26 protein-coding genes are annotated in these 22,950 nt (G+C 54.4%); 24 read left to right on the top strand and 2 right to left on the bottom strand.

The genetic code is table 11. The features are described from left to right. The first annotated feature begins 75 nt into the window (after positions 1 to 75). The 14 genes from yceD to ptsG all read left to right on the top strand — a co-directional run bounded on the left by yceD (position 76) and on the right by ptsG (position 12,402). On the top strand, positions 76 to 597 hold the full coding sequence (yceD, locus tag IM303_RS01465) for a 23S rRNA accumulation protein YceD (RefSeq protein ID WP_021240759.1): 522 nt from the start codon (positions 76 to 78) through the stop codon (positions 595 to 597). A gap of 16 nt (positions 598 to 613) precedes the next feature. Continuing rightward, the gene (gene rpmF / locus IM303_RS01470) at positions 614 to 787 is read left to right on the top strand and encodes a 50S ribosomal protein L32 (protein WP_003857964.1); all 174 of its coding nucleotides are present in this window, start codon (positions 614 to 616) and stop codon (positions 785 to 787) included. Between the two features lie 80 nt (positions 788 to 867). Continuing rightward, complete coding sequence (gene plsX, locus IM303_RS01475) at positions 868 to 1,902, top strand: phosphate acyltransferase PlsX (protein WP_028012715.1); 1,035 nt, start codon at positions 868 to 870, stop codon at positions 1,900 to 1,902. Between the two features lie 6 nt (positions 1,903 to 1,908). Next, positions 1,909 to 2,862: a beta-ketoacyl-ACP synthase III gene (locus IM303_RS01480; protein ID WP_041910515.1), complete on the top strand. Its 954-nt coding sequence runs from the start codon at positions 1,909 to 1,911 to the stop codon at positions 2,860 to 2,862. A gap of 15 nt (positions 2,863 to 2,877) precedes the next feature. Continuing rightward, a complete protein-coding gene (gene fabD / locus IM303_RS01485; protein ID WP_028012717.1) occupies positions 2,878 to 3,807 on the top strand; it encodes an ACP S-malonyltransferase in 930 nt (309 codons plus the stop codon). A gap of 12 nt (positions 3,808 to 3,819) precedes the next feature. Beyond that, positions 3,820 to 4,554 carry a 3-oxoacyl-ACP reductase FabG gene (fabG, locus tag IM303_RS01490; protein WP_010429699.1) on the top strand — a complete coding sequence of 245 codons (735 nt, stop codon included), beginning with the start codon at positions 3,820 to 3,822 and terminating at the stop codon, positions 4,552 to 4,554. A 154-nt stretch (positions 4,555 to 4,708) separates the two neighbouring features. Next, complete coding sequence (gene acpP, locus IM303_RS01495) at positions 4,709 to 4,945, top strand: acyl carrier protein (protein WP_003857954.1); 237 nt, start codon at positions 4,709 to 4,711, stop codon at positions 4,943 to 4,945. A 91-nt stretch (positions 4,946 to 5,036) separates the two neighbouring features. Continuing rightward, the gene (gene fabF / locus IM303_RS01500; RefSeq protein ID WP_045630098.1) at positions 5,037 to 6,278 is read left to right on the top strand and encodes a beta-ketoacyl-ACP synthase II; all 1,242 of its coding nucleotides are present in this window, start codon (positions 5,037 to 5,039) and stop codon (positions 6,276 to 6,278) included. Between the two features lie 121 nt (positions 6,279 to 6,399). Further along, on the top strand, positions 6,400 to 7,215 hold the full coding sequence (pabC, locus tag IM303_RS01505; protein WP_193359515.1) for an aminodeoxychorismate lyase: 816 nt from the start codon (positions 6,400 to 6,402) through the stop codon (positions 7,213 to 7,215). Continuing rightward, positions 7,212 to 8,234, top strand: a complete 1,023-nt coding sequence (gene yceG / locus IM303_RS01510; protein WP_049136778.1) for a cell division protein YceG — start codon at positions 7,212 to 7,214, stop codon at positions 8,232 to 8,234. The genes pabC and yceG overlap by 4 nt, the downstream gene beginning before the upstream one ends. Further along, positions 8,224 to 8,865: a dTMP kinase gene (gene tmk, locus IM303_RS01515; protein ID WP_041910511.1), complete on the top strand. Its 642-nt coding sequence runs from the start codon at positions 8,224 to 8,226 to the stop codon at positions 8,863 to 8,865. Before yceG ends, tmk begins: the two co-directional genes overlap by 11 nt. Next, positions 8,862 to 9,866: a DNA polymerase III subunit delta' gene (holB, locus tag IM303_RS01520; protein WP_045261638.1), complete on the top strand. Its 1,005-nt coding sequence runs from the start codon at positions 8,862 to 8,864 to the stop codon at positions 9,864 to 9,866. The genes tmk and holB overlap by 4 nt, the downstream gene beginning before the upstream one ends. Before the next feature lie 10 nt (positions 9,867 to 9,876). Next, positions 9,877 to 10,671: a metal-dependent hydrolase gene (locus IM303_RS01525; protein WP_028012723.1), complete on the top strand. Its 795-nt coding sequence runs from the start codon at positions 9,877 to 9,879 to the stop codon at positions 10,669 to 10,671. 297 nt (positions 10,672 to 10,968) lie between these two features. Then, positions 10,969 to 12,402: a PTS glucose transporter subunit IIBC gene (gene ptsG / locus IM303_RS01530; RefSeq protein ID WP_028012724.1), complete on the top strand. Its 1,434-nt coding sequence runs from the start codon at positions 10,969 to 10,971 to the stop codon at positions 12,400 to 12,402. Positions 12,403 to 12,473: 71 nt separating this feature from the next. On the opposite strand, the gene fhuE is transcribed toward ptsG, so the two are convergent. Beyond that, the gene (gene fhuE, locus IM303_RS01535; protein ID WP_193359516.1) at positions 12,474 to 14,663 is read right to left on the bottom strand and encodes a ferric-rhodotorulic acid/ferric-coprogen receptor FhuE; all 2,190 of its coding nucleotides are present in this window, start codon (positions 14,661 to 14,663) and stop codon (positions 12,474 to 12,476) included. Positions 14,664 to 15,003: 340 nt separating this feature from the next. Between fhuE and hinT the strand changes: the two genes are divergently transcribed. The 8 genes from hinT to IM303_RS01575 all read left to right on the top strand — a co-directional run bounded on the left by hinT (position 15,004) and on the right by IM303_RS01575 (position 21,091). Further along, positions 15,004 to 15,363: a purine nucleoside phosphoramidase gene (gene hinT, locus IM303_RS01540; protein ID WP_006809243.1), complete on the top strand. Its 360-nt coding sequence runs from the start codon at positions 15,004 to 15,006 to the stop codon at positions 15,361 to 15,363. A gap of 1 nt (position 15,364) precedes the next feature. Continuing rightward, complete coding sequence (locus IM303_RS01545; RefSeq protein WP_041910507.1) at positions 15,365 to 15,739, top strand: YcfL family protein; 375 nt, start codon at positions 15,365 to 15,367, stop codon at positions 15,737 to 15,739. A 13-nt stretch (positions 15,740 to 15,752) separates the two neighbouring features. Further along, positions 15,753 to 16,397 (top strand): penicillin-binding protein activator LpoB, encoded by a 645-nt coding sequence (gene lpoB / locus IM303_RS01550; RefSeq protein WP_088205017.1) that lies wholly within the window; start codon positions 15,753 to 15,755, stop codon positions 16,395 to 16,397. Beyond that, positions 16,378 to 17,202 carry a thiamine kinase gene (gene thiK / locus IM303_RS01555; protein WP_193359517.1) on the top strand — a complete coding sequence of 275 codons (825 nt, stop codon included), beginning with the start codon at positions 16,378 to 16,380 and terminating at the stop codon, positions 17,200 to 17,202. Before lpoB ends, thiK begins: the two co-directional genes overlap by 20 nt. Before the next feature lie 11 nt (positions 17,203 to 17,213). Then, entirely contained in the window at positions 17,214 to 18,239 is a 1,026-nt protein-coding gene (nagZ, locus tag IM303_RS01560) for a beta-N-acetylhexosaminidase (protein WP_193359595.1), read from the top strand. A gap of 34 nt (positions 18,240 to 18,273) precedes the next feature. Next, a complete protein-coding gene (ycfP, locus tag IM303_RS01565; RefSeq protein WP_008500781.1) occupies positions 18,274 to 18,816 on the top strand; it encodes an alpha/beta hydrolase YcfP in 543 nt (180 codons plus the stop codon). A gap of 237 nt (positions 18,817 to 19,053) precedes the next feature. After that, positions 19,054 to 20,358, top strand: coding sequence for an NAD(P)/FAD-dependent oxidoreductase (locus tag IM303_RS01570; protein ID WP_028012730.1), 1,305 nt, complete (start codon positions 19,054 to 19,056; stop codon positions 20,356 to 20,358). 193 nt (positions 20,359 to 20,551) lie between these two features. Next, entirely contained in the window at positions 20,552 to 21,091 is a 540-nt protein-coding gene (locus tag IM303_RS01575; protein ID WP_028012731.1) for a glycine zipper 2TM domain-containing protein, read from the top strand. 59 nt (positions 21,092 to 21,150) lie between these two features. Here IM303_RS01575 and comR read toward each other — a convergent pair whose 3' ends face one another. After that, positions 21,151 to 21,786 carry a TetR family copper-responsive transcriptional repressor ComR gene (gene comR / locus IM303_RS01580; RefSeq protein WP_028012732.1) on the bottom strand — a complete coding sequence of 212 codons (636 nt, stop codon included), beginning with the start codon at positions 21,784 to 21,786 and terminating at the stop codon, positions 21,151 to 21,153. A gap of 244 nt (positions 21,787 to 22,030) precedes the next feature. Between comR and bhsA the strand changes: the two genes are divergently transcribed. Together bhsA and IM303_RS01590 are read left to right on the top strand one after the other, a co-directional pair. Continuing rightward, complete coding sequence (gene bhsA, locus IM303_RS01585) at positions 22,031 to 22,288, top strand: multiple stress resistance protein BhsA (protein ID WP_023332711.1); 258 nt, start codon at positions 22,031 to 22,033, stop codon at positions 22,286 to 22,288. Between the two features lie 429 nt (positions 22,289 to 22,717). Next, positions 22,718 to 22,918 (top strand): hypothetical protein, encoded by a 201-nt coding sequence (locus IM303_RS01590; protein WP_193359518.1) that lies wholly within the window; start codon positions 22,718 to 22,720, stop codon positions 22,916 to 22,918. The last annotated feature ends 32 nt before the right edge of the window (positions 22,919 to 22,950 follow it).

Raw genomic sequence — 22,950 nt, forward strand, 5'->3', positions numbered from 1 at the left:
AATAATTGGCAAAAGGCAGCTCTGGTTGCCTTTTTCTTTGACTCTATGACGTTACAAAGTTAATATGCGCGCCCTATGCAAAAGGTAAAATTACCCCTGACTCTTGATCCGGTTCGTACGGCTCAAAAACGCCTTGATTACGAAGGTATCTATACTTCTGATCAGGCCGAGCGTATTGCCGAATCTGTAGTCAGTGTGGACAGTGATGTAGAATGCTCCATGTCGTTCGCTATCGACAACCAGCGTCTCGCCGTTTTAACCGGTGATGCAAAGGTAACGGTAACGCTCGAGTGTCAGCGTTGCGGGAAACCGTTTGTACAGCATGTTCACACAACGTATTGTTTCAGTCCGGTTCGTTCTGACGAACAGGCTGAAGCACTCCCGGAAGCGTATGAGCCGATTGAGGTTAACGAATTCGGTGAAATCGATCTTCTGGCTCTGGTTGAAGATGAAATCATCCTCTCCTTGCCAGTCGTTCCGGTGCATGATTCTGAACACTGTGAAGTGTCCGAGGCGGACATGGTCTTTGGGGAACTGCCTGATGAAGCGCAAAAACCAAACCCATTTGCCGTATTAGCCAGCTTAAAGCGTAAGTAATTGAGGAGTAAGGTCCATGGCCGTACAACAGAATAAACCAACCCGTTCCAAACGTGGCATGCGTCGTTCCCATGACGCGCTGACTGCAGTTACCAGCCTGTCTGTAGACAAGACTTCTGGTGAGAAACACCTGCGTCACCACATCACCGCTGACGGTTTCTACCGCGGCCGCAAGGTTATCACTAAGTAATCGCGCGAAAGCGTGATTAGGCTTAGTGAGGATTTCCCCGTGCAAACGGGGAAGTTACCGAACCAGGCTGCGACGATACCTTGACACGTCTAACCCTGGCGTTAGATGTCATGGGGGGAGATTTTGGCCCTTCCGTGACAGTGCCTGCAGCATTGCAGGCACTGAATTCTAATTCGCAACTCACACTTCTTTTAGTCGGCAATCCCGACACAATCACGCCATTACTTGCAAAAGCTGACTTTGAACAACGTTCGCGTCTGCAGATTATTCCTGCGCAGTCAGTTATTGCCAGTGATGCACGCCCCTCACAGGCGATTCGTAATAGCCGTGGCAGCTCTATGCGCATGGCGCTGGAGCTGGTAAAAGAAGGACGAGCGCAGGCTTGCGTCAGCGCCGGCAATACCGGTGCGCTGATGGGGCTGTCGAAATTATTGCTCAAGCCGATTGAGGGCATTGAGCGCCCGGCGCTGGTGACGGTGTTACCGCATCAGCAGAAGGGGAAAACGGTGGTGCTCGATTTGGGCGCTAACGTGGATTGTGATAGTACCATGCTGGCTCAGTTCGCCGTGATGGGGTCGGTGCTGGCAGAAGACGTGGTCGGGATCAACAATCCCCGCGTTGCGTTATTGAATATTGGTGAAGAAGAGACCAAAGGCCTGGACAGCATTCGCGACGCTGCTGAAATGCTCAAACAGGTTCCCTCCATCAACTATATTGGTTATCTCGAAGCCAATGAGTTGCTGACGGGAAAAACGGATGTTCTGGTGTGCGATGGCTTCACCGGAAACGTAACGTTGAAGACCATGGAAGGGGTCGTGCGCATGTTCCTTTCTCTGCTGAAATCTCAGGGAGAAGGCAAAAAAAGCGCCTGGTGGTTGATTTTATTGAAGCGTTGGTTACAAAAGAGCCTGACGCGGCGATTCAGTCACCTCAACCCCGACCAGTATAATGGCGCCTGTCTGTTAGGATTGCGCGGCATCGTGATTAAGAGTCATGGCGCCGCCAATCAGCGAGCATTTTCTGTCGCCATTGAACAGGCAGTGCAGGCGGTGCAGCGACAAGTCCCTCAGCGGATTGCCGCTCGCCTGGAATCTGTATTAGCTAAAAGTGACTGAGCGTACATGTATACGAAGATTTTAGGTACCGGCAGCTACCTGCCAAAACAAGTGCGTACCAACGCCGATCTGGAAAAAATGGTAGATACGTCTGACGAGTGGATTGTCACGCGCACAGGTATCCGTGAACGTCGTATCGCCGCGCCAGACGAAACCGTGTCCACCATGGGTTACGAAGCCGCACAGCGCGCTATCGAAATGGCGGGTATCGATAAAGAAGAGATTGGCTTGATCGTGGTTGCCACGACGTCTGCCACGCATGCTTTCCCAAGCGCGGCGTGTCAGGTGCAGAACATGCTCGGTATTAAAGGCTGCCCGGCGTTTGACGTTGCCGCCGCGTGCGCAGGTTTCACCTACGCGCTGAGCATTGCCGATCAGTATGTTAAATCTGGCTCCGTCAAATATGCGCTGGTTATCGGTGCTGACGTTTTGGCGCGTACCTGCGATCCAACCGATCGCGGAACGATCATTATTTTCGGTGATGGTGCCGGTGCGGTGCTGCTGGGGCAGTCCGAAGAGCCGGGTATCATCTCCACGCATCTGCATGCCGATGGCCGCTACGGCGAGCTGTTAACGCTGCCTAACGCCGATCGCGTTAATCCGGACAGCTCCATCTACCTGACCATGGCGGGTAACGAGGTGTTCAAGGTGGCGGTGACCGAGCTTGCGCACATTGTCGATGAGACGCTGGAAGCAAATAACCTTGAACGCACCGCACTCGACTGGCTGGTGCCGCATCAGGCGAACCTGCGTATCATCAGCGCCACCGCTAAAAAGCTGGGCATGTCGATGGATAACGTTGTGGTGACGCTGGATCGTCACGGCAACACCTCTGCGGCGTCGGTACCGTGCGCATTTGATGAAGCGGTACGCGACGGACGAATCAAACGGGGCCAGCTGGTCTTGCTTGAAGCCTTCGGTGGCGGGTTCACCTGGGGTTCCGCGCTGGTTCGTTTCTAGTATAAGGAATAAAAAATGACGCAATTTGCTTTTGTGTTCCCGGGCCAGGGTTCTCAAACCGTTGGGATGTTGTCTGAAATGGCAGCAAACTACCCGGTCATTGAAGAGACTTTTCGTGAAGCTTCTGATGCGCTGGGTTATGATCTGTGGGCGCTGACCCAACAGGGTCCGGCCGAAGAGCTGAACAAAACCTGGCAAACTCAGCCAGCGTTGCTGACTGCGTCCGTTGCGCTGTGGCGCGTATGGCAGCAGCAGGGCGGTAAAGCGCCAGCGCTGCTCGCGGGCCATAGCCTGGGTGAATACTCTGCGCTGGTGTGCGCCGGTGTGATTGCGTTTGCTGACGCGGTGCGCCTGGTAGAACTGCGCGGTAAATTCATGCAGGAAGCGGTGCCAGAAGGAACGGGTGGCATGTCTGCCATTATTGGTCTGGATGATGCCGCGATTGCAAAAGCGTGTGAAGAATCTGCTGAAGGGCAGGTGGTTTCTCCGGTTAACTTCAACTCGCCGGGCCAGGTTGTTATTGCTGGTCATAAAGAGGCCGTTGAACGTGCCGGTGCTGCCTGTAAAGCCGCGGGCGCCAAACGCGCACTGCCGCTGCCGGTCAGCGTACCGTCTCACTGCGCACTGATGAAGCCCGCAGCCGAGAAACTGGCGGCTGAGCTGGAAAAAATTACCTTTAACGCACCGACGATTTCCGTTGTGAACAACGTCGATGTGAAATGCGAAACCGCGCCTGAGGCTATCCGTGACGCACTGGTTCGCCAGCTCTATAGCCCGGTACAGTGGACCAAAACCGTTGAGTTTATGGCCTCTCAGGGCGTTGAGCACCTTTATGAAGTCGGTCCTGGTAAAGTCCTCACCGGTCTGACGAAACGTATTGTTGACACCCTGACTGCCTCGGCGATTAACGAGCCGGAAGCGATGTCAGCGGCACTCTCGCAATAAAAGAGGAATACCATGAGTTTTGAAGGAAAAATTGCCCTGGTTACTGGCGCAAGCCGCGGTATCGGGCGTGCAATTGCTGAAACACTGGTCGCGCGCGGCGCGAAGGTGATTGGTACAGCAACCAGCGAGAATGGCGCTCAGGCCATCAGCGAGTATCTGGGTGCGAACGGTAAAGGTCTGGTACTGAATGTGACCGAACCTGCATCTATCGAATCTGTTCTGGAAAATATTCGCGCAGAGTTTGGTGAAGTGGATATTCTGGTCAATAATGCCGGGATAACTCGCGACAACCTGCTGATGCGAATGAAAGATGATGAGTGGAACGATATTATCGAAACCAACCTGTCATCTGTATTCCGTCTGTCAAAAGCGGTAATGCGCGCTATGATGAAAAAGCGTCATGGTCGTATTATCACTGTTGGTTCTGTGGTTGGTACCATGGGAAATGCTGGTCAGGCTAACTACGCTGCGGCGAAAGCAGGTCTGATCGGTTTCAGTAAGTCGCTGGCGCGTGAAGTCGCGTCCCGCGGGATTACTGTAAACGTTGTTGCTCCGGGCTTTATTGAAACGGACATGACGCGTGCGCTGACTGATGATCAGCGTGCGGGTACGCTGGCGGCAGTTCCGGCGGGTCGTCTTGGCGACCCTAAAGAAATCGCCAGTGCGGTTGCATTTTTAGCCTCTGACGAAGCGGGTTACATCACTGGTGAGACCCTCCACGTCAACGGCGGGATGTACATGGTTTAATCACGATCGAAAATATTTGCGTTATTAGGGCAAATGGCCTCAAAATAACGTAAAATCGTGGTAAGACCTGCCGGGATTTAGTTGCAAATTTTTCAACATTTTATACACTACGAAAACCATCGCGAAAGCGAGTTTTGATAGGAAATTTAAGAGTATGAGCACTATCGAAGAACGCGTTAAGAAAATTATCGGCGAACAGCTGGGCGTTAAGCAGGAAGAAGTTGTGAACTCCGCTTCCTTCGTTGAAGACCTGGGCGCAGATTCTCTTGACACCGTTGAGCTGGTAATGGCTCTGGAAGAAGAGTTTGATACTGAGATTCCGGACGAAGAAGCTGAGAAAATCACCACCGTTCAGGCTGCCATTGATTACATCAACGGCCACCAGGCGTAAGTGAACATCTCCAGGCGGTCATTCGACCGCCTGAGTTTTATCTTTTTTAGTCCCACGTATCTCTTTTTTTATCCCTCCCTGGAGGACAAACGTGTCTAAGCGTCGTGTAGTTGTGACCGGACTTGGCATGTTGTCTCCTGTCGGCAATACCGTAGAGTCCACCTGGAAAGCTCTCCTTGCCGGTCAGAGCGGCATCAGCCTAATCGACCATTTCGATACTAGCGCCTATGCAACGAAATTTGCTGGCTTAGTAAAGGATTTTAACTGTGAAGAGATCATCTCGCGCAAAGAACAGCGCAAGATGGATGCCTTCATTCAATATGGAATTGTCGCTGGCGTTCAGGCCATGCAGGATTCTGGCCTTGAGATTACGGAAGAGAACGCAACCCGTATCGGCGCCGCTATCGGCTCCGGGATTGGTGGTCTTGGCCTGATCGAGGAAAACCATACATCGCTGATGAATGGCGGACCGCGTAAGATCAGCCCGTTCTTCGTTCCGTCCACGATTGTTAACATGGTGGCAGGTCACCTGACCATTATGTTCGGCCTGCGTGGGCCAAGCATCTCTATCGCTACCGCGTGTACGTCTGGCGTACATAACATTGGCCAGGCCGCGCGTATCATTGCGTACGGTGATGCAGATGCTATGGTTGCGGGCGGTGCTGAAAAAGCCAGTACCCCACTGGGTGTTGGTGGTTTCGGCGCAGCGCGTGCGCTCTCTACCCGTAACGATAACCCTCAGGCGGCGAGCCGTCCGTGGGATAAAGACCGCGATGGTTTCGTGCTGGGTGACGGCGCAGGTATGCTCGTACTGGAAGAGTACGAACATGCGAAAAAACGTGGCGCGAAAATTTATGCTGAAGTCGTTGGCTTCGGGATGAGCAGCGATGCGTATCACATGACGTCTCCTCCGGAGAACGGCGCGGGTGCTGCGCTGGCGATGGAAAATGCGATCCGTGATGCGGGTATTACCCCTGCACAGATTGGCTACGTTAACGCGCACGGCACTTCTACGCCTGCAGGCGATAAAGCAGAAGCGCAGGCGGTTAAGTCTATCTTCGGCGAGGCTGCCAGCCGCGTAATGGTCAGCTCCACGAAATCCATGACCGGTCACCTGCTGGGTGCGGCGGGTGCAGTAGAGTCAATCTACTCTATCCTTGCGCTGCGCGATCAGGCTGTGCCGCCAACCATCAACCTGGATAACCCGGATGAAGGTTGCGATCTGGACTTCGTTCCGCACGAAGCGCGTCAGGTTAGCGGTATGGAGTACACCCTGTGTAACTCCTTCGGCTTTGGCGGCACGAATGGTTCTCTGATCTTCAAAAAGGTCTGAGCCTGACCGCCTGAAAGCTATAAAAAAAGGTCCGCTTGGCGGGCCTTTTTTATTAGGGAAAATCCCCTTGTCCGGCTTTTAACATCCTGCCAGACTGAGCCTCCACGCATAAGGAGCCACCATGTTTTTAATTAATGGCCTTGAGCAAGAAACGCTGCCGGCAAGCGACAGGGCAATCCAGTTTGGCGATGGCTGTTTCACCACTGCGCGTATTCTTGACGGTGAGGTGAGCCTGCTTGACGCCCATATCCGTCGTTTACAAAAAGCCTGCGAGAAATTGCTGATTCCCTTCATGCAGTGGGACACTCTCGAGCGCGAGATGCGCCGGCTGGCGTCAGGTAATACAAACGGCGTTTTAAAAGTTATTCTTAGCCGCGGCAGCGGCGGGCGAGGGTACAGCGGTTCCGCCTGTCAGCATCCCACGCGTATTCTTTCCGTATCAGCGTATCCTGCTCACTATGCGCGCTGGCGTGAGGAGGGGGTAACGCTGACGCTGAGCCCGGTACGGCTGGGGCGAAACCCTATGCTCGCCGGAATAAAACATCTTAACCGCCTTGAACAGGTGCTTATTCGTACTCATCTTGAACAGACGGCCGCCGATGAGGCGCTAGTCCTTGACAGCGAAGGGTTCATTACGGAATGCTGTGCGGCTAATTTACTCTGGCGGAAGGGCCGTGAGGTCTTCACCCCTTCGCTGGAGCAGGCTGGGGTTAACGGCATCATGCGCCAGTTTTGTTTGCAACAGCTGGCACATGCAGGCTTTCGCGTTGTCGAAGTAAACGCGAAGGAAGAGGCGCTGCTGTCCGCCGATGAAGTTGTGATCTGCAATGCGCTGATGCCTGTTATACCCGTTCGGGCGTATGGTCAACAGCGCTGGTCTTCGCGAGAGCTCTTTACGTTTTTAGCCCCGATATGTGAGCAAATCAAAAAGTCATGAAGAAAATGTTGCGCTTTGTCCTTCTCCTGCTCGTTGCGCTGGGTATTGCCGGCGGAGCGGGAGTATGGAAGGTTCGCCAGCTGGCGGACAGTAAAATCCTGATTAAAGACGAGACGATTTTTACCCTGAAAGCCGGTACCGGGCGGATGGCGCTGGGCGAGCAGCTTTACGGGGATAAAATCATCAACCGTCCACGCGTGTTCCAGTGGTTATTGCGTATCGAGCCTGAACTGTCTCACTTCAAGGCTGGTACCTATCGCTTTACGCCCGGCATGACCGTCAGAGAGATGCTGCAGCTGCTGGAAAGCGGTAAAGAGGCACAGTTCCCGCTGCGCTTTGTTGAAGGGATGCGCTTAAGCGATTACCTCAAGCAGCTGCGTGATGCGCCTTACATCAAGCACACGCTCAAAGATGACCGCTATGAGACGGTCGCTGAGGTGCTGAAATTTGAACATCCTGAGTGGGTGGAAGGTTGGTTCTGGCCAGACACCTGGATGTATACGGCGGGCACGACCGATGTGGCGATTCTTAAACGGGCACACAAAAAGATGGTCGAGGCAGTTGATTCCGCCTGGGAAGGGCGCATGGACGGGCTGCCTTATCAAGATCAAAACCAGTTTGTGACAATGGCCTCGATCATTGAGAAAGAGACGGCCGTGGCGGCTGAGCGCGACCGGGTCGCGTCGGTATTTATCAACCGCCTGCGCATCGGCATGCGTCTGCAAACCGACCCGACCGTTATCTACGGCATGGGCGAGAGCTATGCCGGTAAGATCTCCAGAAAAGATCTGGAGACGCCAACGGCGTATAATACCTACGTGATTAACGGCTTACCGCCGGGCCCGATAGCCACGCCGAGCGAGGCTTCGCTCAAAGCCGCCGCGCACCCGGCTAAAACACCATACCTCTATTTTGTGGCTGATGGAAAAGGGGGGCATACCTTTAACACCAACCTTGCCAGCCATAATCGCTCTGTTCAGGACTATCTGAAGGCACTTAAGGAAAAAAATGCGCAGTAAATACATTGTCATTGAGGGACTCGAAGGGGCGGGTAAAACCACCGCCCGTAACGTGGTAGTGGATACGCTGAAATCGCTTGGCGTCGCTGACATGGTCTTTACCCGTGAGCCGGGCGGTACTCAGCTGGCGGAGAAACTGCGCAGCCTGGTGCTGGATATTAAATCCGTTGGCGACGAGGTTATTACTGACAAAGCCGAAGTGCTGATGTTCTATGCGGCGCGCGTCCAGCTGGTTGAGACCGTGATTAAACCTGCGCTGGCCGACGGCAAGTGGGTGATCGGTGACCGTCACGATCTGTCGACTCAGGCCTATCAGGGCGGCGGACGCGGTATTGACCAGGCGATGCTGGCAACCCTTCGCGATGCCGTACTGGGGGATTTTCGCCCGGACCTGACCCTCTACCTGGATGTGACCCCGGAAGTGGGCCTCAGGCGCGCCCGCGCGCGCGGCGAACTGGACCGCATTGAGCAAGAGTCTTTCGATTTCTTTAACCGCACGCGCGCACGCTATCTTGAGCTGGCCGCACGGGACAGCGCAATTCGTACCATTGACGCCACGCAATCTCTGGACGACGTCACGCGCGATATTCAACAGACCGTTACGCAGTGGCTACAGGAGCAGCAGGCATGAAATGGTATCCATGGTTGCGCCCGCACTTTGAACAGCTGATCGCCAGCTATCAGGCCGGTCGGGGGCATCATGCGTTACTGATTCAGGCGTTGCCGGGAATGGGGGATGATGCGTTGATCTACGCCATCACTCGTTTTCTGATGTGCCAGCAGCCGGAAGGGCATAAAAGCTGCGGTAAATGCCGCGGCTGCCAGCTGATGCAGGCCGGCACGCATCCTGACTATTACACGCTTGAGCCAGAGAAGGGCAAAAGCGCGCTTGGCATTGATGCCGTGCGTGAAGTCAGCGAGAAACTGTACGAACATGCGCGTCTGGGCGGGGCAAAAGTGGTCTGGCTCAACGACGCTGCGTTGCTTACCGAGGCGGCGGCGAACGCGCTGCTTAAAACCCTGGAAGAGCCGCCGGAAAAGACGTGGTTTTTCCTTTCCTGCCGGGACCCGGGACGTTTACTGGCGACGCTGCGCAGCCGTTGTCGTCTCCATCATCTGGCGGTGCCTCAGGAATCGTGGGCGTTAAGCTGGCTTGAGCGAGAGGTGACAACGTCACAGGAGAGTGCGTTGTCTGCGCTGCGCCTCAGCAGCGGCGCCCCCGCGGCGGCGCTGGCATTACTACAGCCTGACGTCTGGTCGCAGCGAGAAGCGCTCTGCCGGGCCGTTGAGGCTTCACTTAACAACCAGGACTGGCTAAGTTTACTGCCTGCGCTGAATAGCGATCGGGCCGTCGAGCGTCTGCACTGGCTGGCTTCCTTATTGCTCGATGCGCTAAAAATCCAGCAAGGGGCTACGCTGTTGACTAACCCGGACGCGTGGCCCCTGGTGAACATGCTGGCGAGCCGCCTTACAGGCGCGTCTCTGCACGCTATCCTTCATGATGTTTGCGAGAGTCGCGAACAGCTTTTAACCGTGACGGGTCTTAATCGCGAGCTTTTGCTGACCGACCAGTTACTGCGTATTGAACACTACCTGCAACCGGGCGTTACGCCGCCTGTTTCCCACCTCTGAGAGAGACATTATGTTTTTAGTCGACTCACACTGCCATCTTGATGGCCTGGATTATCAATCCCTGCACAACGACGTGGATGACGTGCTGGCGAAAGCCGCTGCCCGCGATGTGAAATTTTGTCTTGCGGTGGCGACGACGCTGCCAGGGTATCGCTCAATGCGTGAGCTGGTGGGCGATCGCGATAACGTGGTGTTCTCCTGCGGCGTTCATCCGCTGAACCAGGATGAAGAGTATGACGTAGAAGAGCTGCGCCGACTGGCAGCAGAAGCGGGCGTCGTGGCGATGGGTGAAACCGGGCTGGACTATTTTTACACGCCGGAAACGAAAGCGCGCCAGCAGGCGTCTTTCCGCAACCATATTCGCATCGGCCGCGAACTGAATAAACCGGTCATCGTACATACACGCGATGCGCGCGCCGATACGCTGGCGATCCTCCGGGAAGAAAACGTGACGGATTGCGGTGGCGTACTACACTGTTTCACAGAAGACAGAGAAACGGCGGGTAAACTGCTTGATTTGGGGTTTTATATTTCGTTTTCCGGGATCGTGACGTTCCGTAACGCTGAGCAGCTCCGTGATGCTGCGCGCTATGTCCCGCTCGATCGCATTCTGGTGGAAACAGACTCTCCGTATCTGGCGCCGGTACCGCATCGCGGTAAAGAGAACCAGCCGGCCATGACGCGAGACGTCGCAGAGTACATGGCCGTGCTTAAAGGCGTCAGTATCGAAGAGCTGGCCCGCGTCACGACGCAAAACTTCTCTGCGCTGTTCCATATCGACCCCGCCCGCCTGCAATCCGTCTGATAAGCCTGTTTTTTTTAGGCTCGTAATTAATAAATAAAACGAGTAAAGTTCACCGCCTCATTTGGGGCGGTGACGGTGTTCTTAGAAACATCCAGACATGCTTTTTGTAAATTACTGAAAGTTTTTCGACCGTCTTAAGCTGAAACGTGATAGCCGTCAAACAAACTCAGAGGGAATTATTTTACTCTGTGTAATAAATAAAGGGCGCTTAGATGTCCTGTCCACGGCACGGTACTCCCCCCGGGCCAATGCGTGAAAGCGTAAAAAAAGCACAAATACTCAGGAGCACTCTCAATTATGTTTAAGAATGCATTTGCTAACCTGCAAAAGGTCGGTAAATCGCTGATGCTGCCAGTATCCGTACTGCCTATCGCAGGTATCCTGCTGGGTGTCGGTTCTGCTAACTTCAGCTGGCTGCCAGCCGTAGTTTCCCATGTGATGGCTGAAGCAGGCGGTTCCGTCTTTGCTAACATGCCTCTGATCTTCGCTATCGGTGTGGCGCTGGGCTTCACCAATAACGACGGCGTTTCTGCGCTGGCTGCAGTGGTTGCTTACGGCATCATGGTGAAAACCATGGCTGTGGTTGCGCCGCTGGTTCTGCATTTACCTGCAGAAGAGATTGCCGCGAAACACCTGGCAGATACCGGTGTTCTGGGCGGTATCATCTCCGGTGCGATTGCAGCGTATATGTTCAACCGCTTCTATCGCATCAAGCTGCCTGAGTATCTGGGCTTCTTCGCGGGCAAGCGTTTTGTTCCGATCATCTCTGGTCTGGCAGCGATTTTCACTGGCGTGATCCTGTCCTTCATCTGGCCACCAATCGGTTCCGCTATCCAGACCTTCTCTCAGTGGGCTGCTTACCAGAACCCGGTTGTCGCGTTCGGTATCTATGGCTTCATCGAGCGTTGCCTGGTGCCATTCGGTCTGCACCACATCTGGAACGTTCCATTCCAGATGCAGATTGGTGAATTCACCAACGCAGCAGGTCAGGTGTTCCACGGCGATATCCCACGTTACATGGCGGGTGACCCAACTGCAGGTAAACTGTCTGGTGGCTTCCTGTTCAAAATGTACGGCCTGCCGGCTGCTGCGATTGCAATCTGGCACTCTGCTAAGCCAGAAAACCGTGCAAAAGTGGGCGGTATCATGATCTCCGCAGCGCTGACCTCGTTCCTGACCGGTATCACCGAGCCGATCGAGTTCTCCTTCATGTTCGTTGCGCCAATCCTGTACATCATCCACGCTGTACTGGCTGGCCTGGCGTTCCCAATCTGTATCCTGCTGGGTATGCGTGACGGTACGTCCTTCTCTCACGGCCTGATCGACTTTATCGTTCTGTCCGGTAACAGCAGCAAGCTGTGGCTGTTCCCAATCGTGGGTGCGTGCTATGCCGTTGTTTACTACACCATCTTCCGCGTGCTGATCAAAGCACTGGACCTGAAAACTCCGGGTCGTGAAGATGCAACTGAAGACAGCAAAGCAGGCGCGACCAGCGAAATGGCTCCGGCACTGGTTGCTGCGTTCGGCGGTAAAGAGAACATCACTAACCTGGACGCGTGCATCACTCGTCTGCGTGTGAGCGTTGCCGACGTTGCGAAAGTGGACCAGCCGGGTCTGAAAAAACTGGGTGCAGCGGGCGTGGTTGTTGCAGGTTCGGGCGTTCAGGCTATCTTCGGTACTAAATCCGATAACCTGAAAACCGAAATGGATGAGTACATCCGCAACAGCTAAGCTGTGACCTGGGGAGACTAAGGCAGCCGAATGGCTGCCTTTTTTATTACTGTGGTTTGTTGTGCCAACACTCAGAAGTCGTAGCTTGCGCTCACTGAGACGTTCAGCGGTGCGCCATAAACCACGTAAGAGCCGACGTAATCGTAATACTCTTTGTCGAACAGGTTGTTGACGTTCGCCTGAATAGCAAAATCTTTGGTGACCTGATAGCGGCTGAACAGGTTAACCAGTCCGTAGCTGCCTTGCTCTGCGCGGGATTGTCCCGCCGGGCCACCGTCCACATCCGTCCAAACTTTGTTCTGCCAGTTTACGCCACCGCCCACCGTCAGCGCCGGCAGCATTGGCAGTTGATAACGGGTAAACAGCTTCATTGTCGTGCGCGGCTGATCGGAACTGACAGCGCTGCCGTTCTTATCTTCCGCAATGTAGCGGGTCGCGCCGAACGTCAGCTGCCAGTTATCGGTCAGGGCGCCGTTCAGCTCGAACTCAATCCCTTTGCTGACCACGCCGTCCAGCGATTCATAAATCGACTCACCGCTCGGCATGTAGGTATAGGTGTTGCTCGCCACGTTATCCTGCTCGATGCGGAAAATCGCCAGCGAGGTGGTCAGACGGGTATTAAACCAGTCTGCTTTAACACCGGCTTCGTAGCTTTTGCCCGTGGTTGGATCGAGATAACGTCCGCTGGCGTCGCGCTTGTCCTGCGGCTGGAAGATGGAGGTATAGCTGACGTAGGTCGACCAGTCTTCGTTGATATCGTAGACCAAGCCCGCGTAAGGCGTTACGTCATCTTCAGTGCTTTCCAGACGGGTGTCAGGAGAGCCCGCCGGGTTATAGCGAATGTTGTAGTTGGTGTAGCGCGCCCCGAGGATCAGGTGCAGCGGGTCAGCCAGCGAGAAGCGGGCGGAGGTGTACGCTGAGGACTGGCGAATGTCGTCCTTGCTATAGAGCTTCCACGGCGTCCACTGCGGATCGGCGATATTTCCGTTCCAGTTTTTGAAATTCCCCACGTCCACCATGCCGTACAGCGCATCCGGCATTCTGTTGTCATAGTGGTTGCGCTGTCGGCTGAAGCTGCCGCCAAACATCATCTCATGCTGGCGGCCGAAAAGATCGAAGCCGCCGCGCAGGAAGGCATCAACCGCATCCTGTTTGCGTTCACCTCTGTTCCAGCCGCCGTAGCCAACCATGCCCGCCCCGGTCTCTTTTTCCGGATAGCCGGACATATACATCAGCTTGCTGTCGAAGTTGGTCTCCGCGTGCATGCCGTTGACGTGCGCTTCCCAGCCGTTGTCGAAACGCTGGGTCAGGTTAGCGAAAATGCGGGTGCTATCCTTGTCCGAGTAGGCCCAGTCAGGCGCGACGGTCTGGCTGCGATTGTAGTCGGTTTTACTCCCGTCGCTGTACCAGGTCGGCAATCCGCCCCAGGTCGGATCGGCGGTGTGGCTTTCCTGATATTCATACCCTACAGAGAGGGTGGTGCTGTCGGTGACGTCCGCATCCACCACGCCGTAGAGGAACTTCTTCCGGTAGTGGTAGTTATCCACGAAGCTGTCGTTGTCCTGATAGCCCGTAATCAGGCGTCCCCGTACCTTCCCGGACTCTACCAGCGGTGCCTGGAGATCCAGCACGTAGCGCTGTTTGTCCCAGCTGCCGTAGCTGGCGGAGACATTGCCTTTGAACTCATTGCTGTCCGCATGCTTACGCACCATATTGACGTACGCCGCCGGGTTACCGGTGCCGGACATCAGCCCGGTCGCGCCGCGAACCACTTCGATACGGTCGTAAATCGCGGTATCGGCGGCGGTGTCGCCGAAGTTCCACACTTCGCTGATGGAGGTGGGCAGGTCGTCATACGCGTAGTTACTGACGAAAAATCCGCGCGAGTAAAAGACGGTACGATCGCTGTCCTGCACCTGCGCCGTTACGCCCGTGGTGTTGGTTAACACCTGGCCGATAGACTGCAGGTTCTGATCCGCCATGCGCTGTTGGCTAATGACGCTAACGGACTGTGGGATATCACGGGGAACCAGCAACAGCTTTGTACCGGTGGTGGTGGTTTTTACGCTGTAATCCCGGTCCTGACTTGCGGAAGGATCCTGCGTATTGTCAAAACTTCCATCCACGACGACGGTGTCTTCGGTTGCTGATGCAGCGAAAGCGGCGGCTGGCGTCAATGCCATAGCAATACAGGCTGCCAGCAACGAAGGCGTTGCGACAGGCTGACGTTGCCCATCCCTGGTGTGATCAATGAAAGACATTATCAAACCCTTATGAACGGTGAAGAGTGTTTGCGTCAGTCCCACAAATACGGTCTGACGTCGTTTTCTATGTTAAAAATGCGCATGAAAATGCAAATGCGAAATATACGCATTGCCATTAATGCTGTAAACAGATGTGTCGTGCGAAACTGAAATAATGTTTCAGCCCGTTAAGGCACGCGAGCGGTCACTCTTCAGTCAGCTGATGAATATTCAGCAAAGAATTCGGGGGAGAAGGTTGAAAGGACAGGAGAAACTCGCTCATACTCTTGAATTGTGTCACACAGTCCTCCAGAGAGTGTGTTAACAGCGGACGCACCTAACAAAAAAGGAAAAGGTCATGGCTGAAGAAACGATTTTCAGTAAAATTATTCGCCGCGAAATCCCGTCGGATATCGTCTATCAGGATGAACTGGTAACGGCTTTCCGGGACATTTCCCCTCAGGCACCGACACACATCCTTATCATTCCTAATATTCTGATTCCGACCGTAAACGACGTAAAAACCGAGCACGAAGTGGCGTTAGGTCGTATGCTGACGGTGGCGGCGAAAATTGCCGAGCAGGAAGGCATAGCGGAAGACGGTTATCGTCTGATCATGAACTGTAATCGTCATGGCGGCCAGGAAGTTTATCATATTCACATGCATCTGCTGGGTGGACGTCCGCTGGGACCGATGCTGGCTCACAAAGGTCTGTAACATGTTTAAAGGGCGTATTGCAGCGCTGGTAATGACGATGATGGTTGTGGGGTGCAGCACGCGTCCGGCGATCCCCGTCAGCGATGAACAGACGCTGGTGATGGAATCCTCCGTGCTGGCTGCGGGCATCACGGCGCAACAGCCCGCACTGACCATCAGTGAAATTAAATCTTCTGCCTCCTCTACGCTCTATAACGAAAGAAATGAACCGGTGACGGTCCACTACCGTTTTTTCTGGTATGACGTAAGAGGTCTTGAGATGCACCCGCTGGAGGCGCCGCGCAGCGTCACTCTTCCGGCAAGGTCGTCGGTAACGCTCTATGACAGCGCCAGCTATCTGGGTGCGCATAAGGTGAGACTTTATCTTTATCTCTAAGGGGTGAACCTTGATTAAAAATATGAGCCGTTATGCGCTCGTGACCGCATTCGCGCTGTTCCTCGCAGGGTGTGTGACCCGTACAGAACAGCCAGCACCTGTGGAAGAGGCAAAGCCGGGTACCGAGCAGCCGACACCGCCAACGCAGACCCAGCCAACCGTGCCGTCTGTACCGTCTATTCCGTCACAGCCTGGCCCGATTGAACATCAGGACCAGACCTCACAACCTGCGCCGCGCGTGCGCCATTACGACTGGAACGGTGCGATGCAGCCGATGGTCGGTAAAATGCTGCAGGCTCAGGGCGTGACGGCAGGCAGCGTGCTGCTGGTCGATAGCGTGAACAACCGTACCAACGGTTCGCTGAACGCGGGCGAAGCGACAGAAACGCTGCGCAATGCACTGGCAAACAACGGTAAGTTTACGCTGGTCTCTGCTCAGCAGCTCGCGTTAGCCAAACAGCAGCTGGGCCTGTCGCCGCAGGATAGCCTCGGCACCCGCAGCAAGGCGATTGGCATTGCCCGCAACGTTGGCGCCCAGTATGTGCTGTACTCTAATGCGACCGGTAACGTGAATACCCCAGCCCTGCAGATGCAGCTGATGCTGGTTCAGACAGGCGAAATTATCTGGTCAGGTAAAGGTGCGGTTACGCAACAATAACACCACGCGTGAAGAGATTCTGACGCGTTATTTTCCACAGTACCGCCTTATCGCGCCGCAGGCCCACTCCGGGCTTAGCGGCGCGAGTTGCATTATAGCGTGGGGCGCGCACCGTCTGGTCTTGCGGCAGAACCACGATCCCTTCGCCCCGGCTTTCCAGTTTCGCCGTCAGTTTCGCGCCCTCAAACGCCTTCCGTCGGATCTCGTGCCTGAACCCCGATTTTTCAGCAAGGGCTGGATGGCCGTCGACTATCTGGAGGGGGAGGTGAAAAGCGCGCTCCCGGACACCCCAGCGCTTGCGGCGATGCTGTATCATCTGCACCAGCAACAGCGTCTGGGGTGGCGAATCGACTTACTTCCACTGCTGGAAAACTACTGGCAACAAGCCTCTCCAGCAAGACGTACCCCAGTGTGGCTTGCGCATCTCAAACGGCTGCGTAAAGCGGGCGAGCCGCAACCGATTCGGCTCTCGCCGTTACATATGGATGTGCACGCCGGGAACATCGTGCATACGCCACAGGGCGCCAGGCTTATCGACTGGGAATATGCCGGAGACGGCGATGTGGCGCTGGAGCTGGCCGCGGTCTGGACGGAAAGTGAAGCCGCGCGGCAGAAACTCATCAGAGAGTATGCCAGCGTTGCGCACTTTAACGCCGATGCGCTGGCATGGCAGGTGAGACGCTGGCGGCCCTGGGTCATCATGCTGATGGCGGGCTGGTTTGAGATGCGTTTGCAGCAGTCCAGAGATAAACAATTTATTGCGCTGGCAGACGATGCCTGGCGCCAGTTACAAACGAAAGGATAAGAGAGGTGAGTGTGGGTCCAGTCATGTTGGATGTAGAAGGGTTTGAGCTGGATGCGGAGGAGCGTGAAATTCTGGCGCATCCGCTGGTGGGCGGCCTGATCCTGTTTACCCGCAACTATCACGATCCGGCGCAACTGCGTGAACTGGTGCGCCAGATCCGCGCCGCGTCGCGCAATCATCTGGTGGTGGCCGTCGATCAGGAAGGCGGCCGCGTGCAGCGTTTTCGCGACGGTTTTACCCGCCTGCCGGCAGCCCAGTCTTTCGCCGCGCTGCTCGGCACGGAAGAAGGTGGGAAACTGGCGCAGGAAGCCGGCTGGCTGATGGCCAGCGAAATGATTGCCATGGATATCGACATCAGCTTTGCCCCGGTGCTGGATGTGGGCCATATCAGCGCCGCGATTGGCGAGCGCTCCTACCATGAAGATCCGCGTATTGCGCTGGCAATGGCGACCCGGTTTATCGACGGGATGCACGAGGCGGGAATGAAAACTACCGGGAAACACTTCCCGGGCCACGGGGCGGTGACGGCGGATTCCCACAAAGAGACCCCGCGCGACCCGCGTCCGGAAGCGGAAATTCGCGCCAAAGATATGTCGGTGTTCCGCTCGCTTATCACCGATAACAAGCTGGACGCCATTATGCCTGCGCACGTGATTTACAGCGACGTTGATCCGCGTCCTGCCAGCGGCTCCCCGCACTGGCTGAAAACCGTTCTGCGCCAGGAGCTGGGTTTCAACGGCGTCATTTTCTCCGACGACCTGTCGATGGAAGGGGCGGCAATCCTGGGCAGCTATGCTGAGCGCGGTCAGGCCTCGCTGGATGCAGGTTGCGATATGATCCTGGTCTGCAATAATCGTAAAGGTGCCGTTAGCGTGTTGGATAACCTGTCACCGATCAATGCAGAGCGTGTTACGCATTTGTATCATAAAGGTTCATTTAGCCGTCAGGAGCTGATGGATTCGGCGCGCTGGAAGTCGGTCAACGCCCGGCTTGAAGACCTGAATGAGCGCTGGCAGGCACATAAAGCCAGCCTGTAAACCCTCCCGGAAGGCGTAGCGTGGTGAGAAGACAATGATCATCTATTTACACGGTTTTGACTCAAACAGTCCTGGTAATCATGAGAAGGTGCTACAGCTGCAGTTTATCGATCCCGATGTACGGCTGATTAGCTACAGTACGCGCCATCCGAAGCATGATATGCAGCATCTGCTCAAAGAGGTGGACAAGATGCTGCAGCTTAACGTCGACGATCGCCCGTTGATTTGCGGCGTAGGGCTGGGCGGCTACTGGGCGGAGCGGATTGGCTTCCTGTGCGACATCCGCCAGGTGGTCTTCAATCCTAACCTTTTCCCGAATGAGAACATGGAAGGCAAAATTGACCGCCCGGAAGAGTATGTCGATATTGCGACCAAGTGCGTGAGCAACTTCCGTGAGAAAAACCGCGATCGCTGTCTGGTGATCCTCTCGCGTAATGATGAAGCACTGAACAGCCATCGAGCCGCAGAGCTGCTGCATCACTATTACGAGATCGTCTGGGACGAAGAGCAGACCCACAAGTTCAAGAACATCTCCCCGCACCTCCAGCGCATCAAAGCCTTTAAAACGCTGGGCTAAACCACAGCCTGCCACTTCAGAAACCCGGTCGCGAACGCGCACCGGGTTTCTTTTTATCCAGAATTGTCTACTTTTAAGCCATCAAAACTTGATGCATATCAATTTTGGTATGACCAATGCGCCTGACGTGTTATTCTCAATGCACCTGAATGGTTTCAGTGCTGTAACCTGTTGTTAATTAAGGGTTATTTTCATAACTTTTAATTAACAATTGGTTAATAATTTGAGGGGGTCACGTTGACTACGCCATTGAAAAAGATAGTTATTGTAGGCGGTGGTGCTGGCGGGCTGGAGCTGGCCACACAGTTAGGCAAGAAGCTGGGGCGCGGTAAAAAAGCCAAAATCACGCTGGTGGATCGTAACCACAGCCACCTGTGGAAACCGCTGCTGCACGAAGTGGCGACCGGCTCACTGGATGAGGGCGTGGACGCGCTGAGCTATCTGGCGCACGCGCGCAACCATCATTTCCAGTTCCAACTGGGCTCGGTGGTTGACATCAACCGTGAGAGCAAAACCATTACCCTGGCCGAGCTGCGTGATGAAAAAGGCGAGCTGCTGGTCCCCGAGCGCAAGCTGGCGTATGACACGCTGGTGATGGCGCTCGGAAGTACCTCCAACGACTTCAACACGCCGGGCGTTAAAGAGCACTGTATCTTCCTCGATAACCCGCACCAGGCGCGTCGTTTCCATCAGGAAATGCTGAACCTGTTCCTGAAGTACACCAGCAATCTGGGTGCGAATGGCAAGGTTAACATTGCCATTGTCGGCGGCGGCGCGACAGGCGTTGAGCTGTCCGCAGAGCTGCACAATGCGGTTAAACAGCTGCACAGCTACGGTTACAAAGGGTTAACTAACGAAGCGCTGAACGTGACGCTGGTTGAAGCGGGTGAGCGTATTCTGCCTGCGCTGCCTCCGCGCATTTCCGGCGCAGCGCACAATGAACTGACGAAACTGGGCGTGCGCGTCCTGACGCAGACCATGGTGACCAGCGCTGACGAAGGTGGACTGCACACCAAAGACGGCGAGTACATCAAAGCGGATCTGATGGTCTGGGCGGCAGGTATCAAAGCGCCTGACTTTATGAAAGATATCGGTGGTCTGGAGACGAACCGCATTAACCAGCTGGTCACCGAGCCGACGCTGCAAACCACGCGCGACCCTGAAATCTTCGCTATTGGTGACTGTGCCTCCTGCGCGCGTCCTGAAGGGGGCTTCGTGCCGCCGCGCGCTCAGGCCGCGCACCAGATGGCAAGCCTGGTGCTGCACAACATCCTGGCGCAGTACAAAGGCAAGCCAATGAAGGCGTATGTCTATAAAGACCACGGTTCTCTGGTATCGCTGTCAAACTTCTCTACCGTCGGTAGCCTGATGGGTAACCTGATGCGTGGCTCGATGATGGTGGAAGGGCGCATTGCACGCTTCGTGTATATCTCCCTGTACCGTATGCACCAGATCGCGCTGCACGGCTACTTTAAAACGGGCCTGATGATGCTGGTGGGCAGAATCAACCGCGTCATTCGTCCACGTCTGAAGCTGCACTAATCTTTCACTCCCTCCGGGCCCTCCGGAGGGATTTTTTAGCATATCATGCTGCTCGTCGTGGATTAGGTGCCTAAGAGTTCTCCTAAACGCGATATATCTCTCCCCGATGTCCACTTTTTGATCCTTTGTCTTATTGGCGAAGCCGCGCCTCCATAGCAGAATTGTTACCAATAGCAACAAAGGAGGAAGTCCCGTGAATAAATCAATGTTGGCGGGTATAGGGATCGGCGTCGCAGCTGCGTTAGGTGTGGCTGCTGTTGCCAGTCTCAACGTTTTAGATCGCGGCCCGCAGTATGCGCAGGTGGTTTCTGCAACGCCTATTAAAGAAACCGTAAAAACCCCACGTCAGGAGTGCCGTAACGTCTCCGTAACCCACCGTCGTCCGGTACAGGATGAAAACCGTATTGCCGGCTCTGTACTGGGTGCGGTAGCTGGTGGGGTGATTGGTCACCAGTTTGGCGGTGGCCGGGGTAAAGATGTCGCGACCGTGGTCGGCGCGCTGGGTGGCGGCTATGCCGGTAACCAGGTGCAGGGCGCAATGCAGGATAACGATACTTACACCACGACCCAGCAGCGCTGTAAAACCGTCTATGACAAGTCGGAAAAAATGCTGGGCTATGACGTGACCTACAAAATTGGCGATCAGCAGGGCAAAATCCGCATGGATAAAGACCCGGGCACCCAAATTCCACTGGATGGAAACGGCCAGCTGGTACTGAATAACAAAGCGTAAAAAAGATGTTCTCTGAACTTAGCTCCTCAAGCGCTCAGGCTGAGGAGCTTTTTTTTGCGTCAGATTTTGAGCAGTTCAGGCCACAGGCGCAGCGTGGTGTCAGAAATGTTCTGCAGTTTTTCCAGCGTCGCCCCTTCACGGGCGCTGATCGACATTCCCTGTAAAATACAGCTCAGGTATTGCGCCAGCATCTGAGGCTGGCAGTGTGCGGGAATTTCACCGCGCTGCTGGCGCTGAGCCAGAAATGCGCTGAGCGTCTCCTCCTGCATCGCATGACGCGATTTCACCGTATTGGCGATCTCTTTTGATGCTGCCGCCAGGGTGGCAGAGGTGTTAATCATAAAGCAGCCCGCGGGCGTCTCTTTACTGGTGAAGCAGGTGGCAACGGCGGTAAAGTAATCCCGTAGCGCCTGTTCAACGCTTTTCTCTTCACAAAATAGCTGGGCTTCGTGTTTCGCCGCAAAGCGCGAAATGTACCTGTCCAGCACCGCCCTGAACAGCCCCTCTTTATTGGTAAATTCAGCATAAAGCGTCGGCGCTTTAGCTCCGGTGGCTTCTACCAGATCGGAAAGCGAGGTCGCTTCATACCCATGTTGCCAGAAGAGAGTCATGGCCTTATCAAGCGCTGCATCCCTGTCAAACACTTTTGGTCGGCCACGGCTTTTCTTCACACAACTCGTGACGTCGGTTGTCATTTGCCGTTGGTCCTCTGTTGGTTTGTTGAATGACCATTATAAAAATAAACGCAACCCACCACCAGTGCAGAATGCTTAAAAATAAATTAATCATATATGTATGAAAAATAACAATTTTAAAATTTAATTAATGTTCGTTATAAAAATCTGTTGACGCGTGAGCTGGATCACATTTATTATTTACCTATCGATCGTTAACTAAATAGCTAACGACCAAAAAATTCATCTGCCAAAGGTAAACATTATGAAAAACGTCAAAACCCTCATCGCTGCTGCTGTACTGAGTTCACTCTCTTTCGCAAGCTTTGCTGCTGTACAGGTACAATCCACTCCAGCCGATCAGCATAAAGTCGGGACGATCTCTGCGTCTGCCGGGACTAACCTGGGCTCTCTGGAAGATCAGCTGGCACAAAAAGCGGAAGCAATGGGTGCAAAATCTTACCGCATCACCTCTGTGACCGGTCCTAACACCTTGCACGGCACCGCTGTCATCTACAAATAAGCCGGGCATAAACCCTCATTTATGCCACTGCAATAAAAAACGCCCTGCACATGTGCAGTAATGCCGATCGTTTAAGAACACTTGAACGATCCTGCCAGTAAGAAACAATCCGGGTTCAGCCCCTCTGGCCCGGATTTTTTACGTCTGAACTCGATATGGACTTCGTTGCGGATGCTTTCCCGTCCGACTGGATACTTTTTCCCGCTCTCTGGATGCGTCCTGCGAGAGCCGTCTGGTCATAATCTGATGCATCCAACAACGTGGTGTCCACCAAATAAGTGGTGGGTATCAACGTGTCAGATATACGGAAAAATGTGACTCCCGGTAGGCGAAAAGGCTGCCCTGAGTATTCTCCTGAGTTTAAACAGCACCTCGTTGCCGCCTCCTGCGAACCCGGGATACCGGGACGGACTTTATCCTCACAGACTGATGGCAGATAAAATCCCGCTTACGGAAACTGCCGTATATTCTTATCCTGCGGCGAAGCGGTTTAATATTTATTGCTGTTCGCCAGGGAAGAGTGATTTATATCAGGAAAAAGGTCTGAATTATCCTTTGGCAGCGGTTCCTGAATATCTGATGATGCGTTCACAAGAAAAATGCGTCGCCCATATTGTTGTTACCGGCTGAATTATTATATATGGCCAAGGCGTTATTTTTGG

This window comes from Enterobacter cloacae complex sp. P38RS, from assembly GCF_014930775.1.
GTDB classification, from domain to species: domain Bacteria; phylum Pseudomonadota; class Gammaproteobacteria; order Enterobacterales; family Enterobacteriaceae; genus Enterobacter; species Enterobacter bugandensis.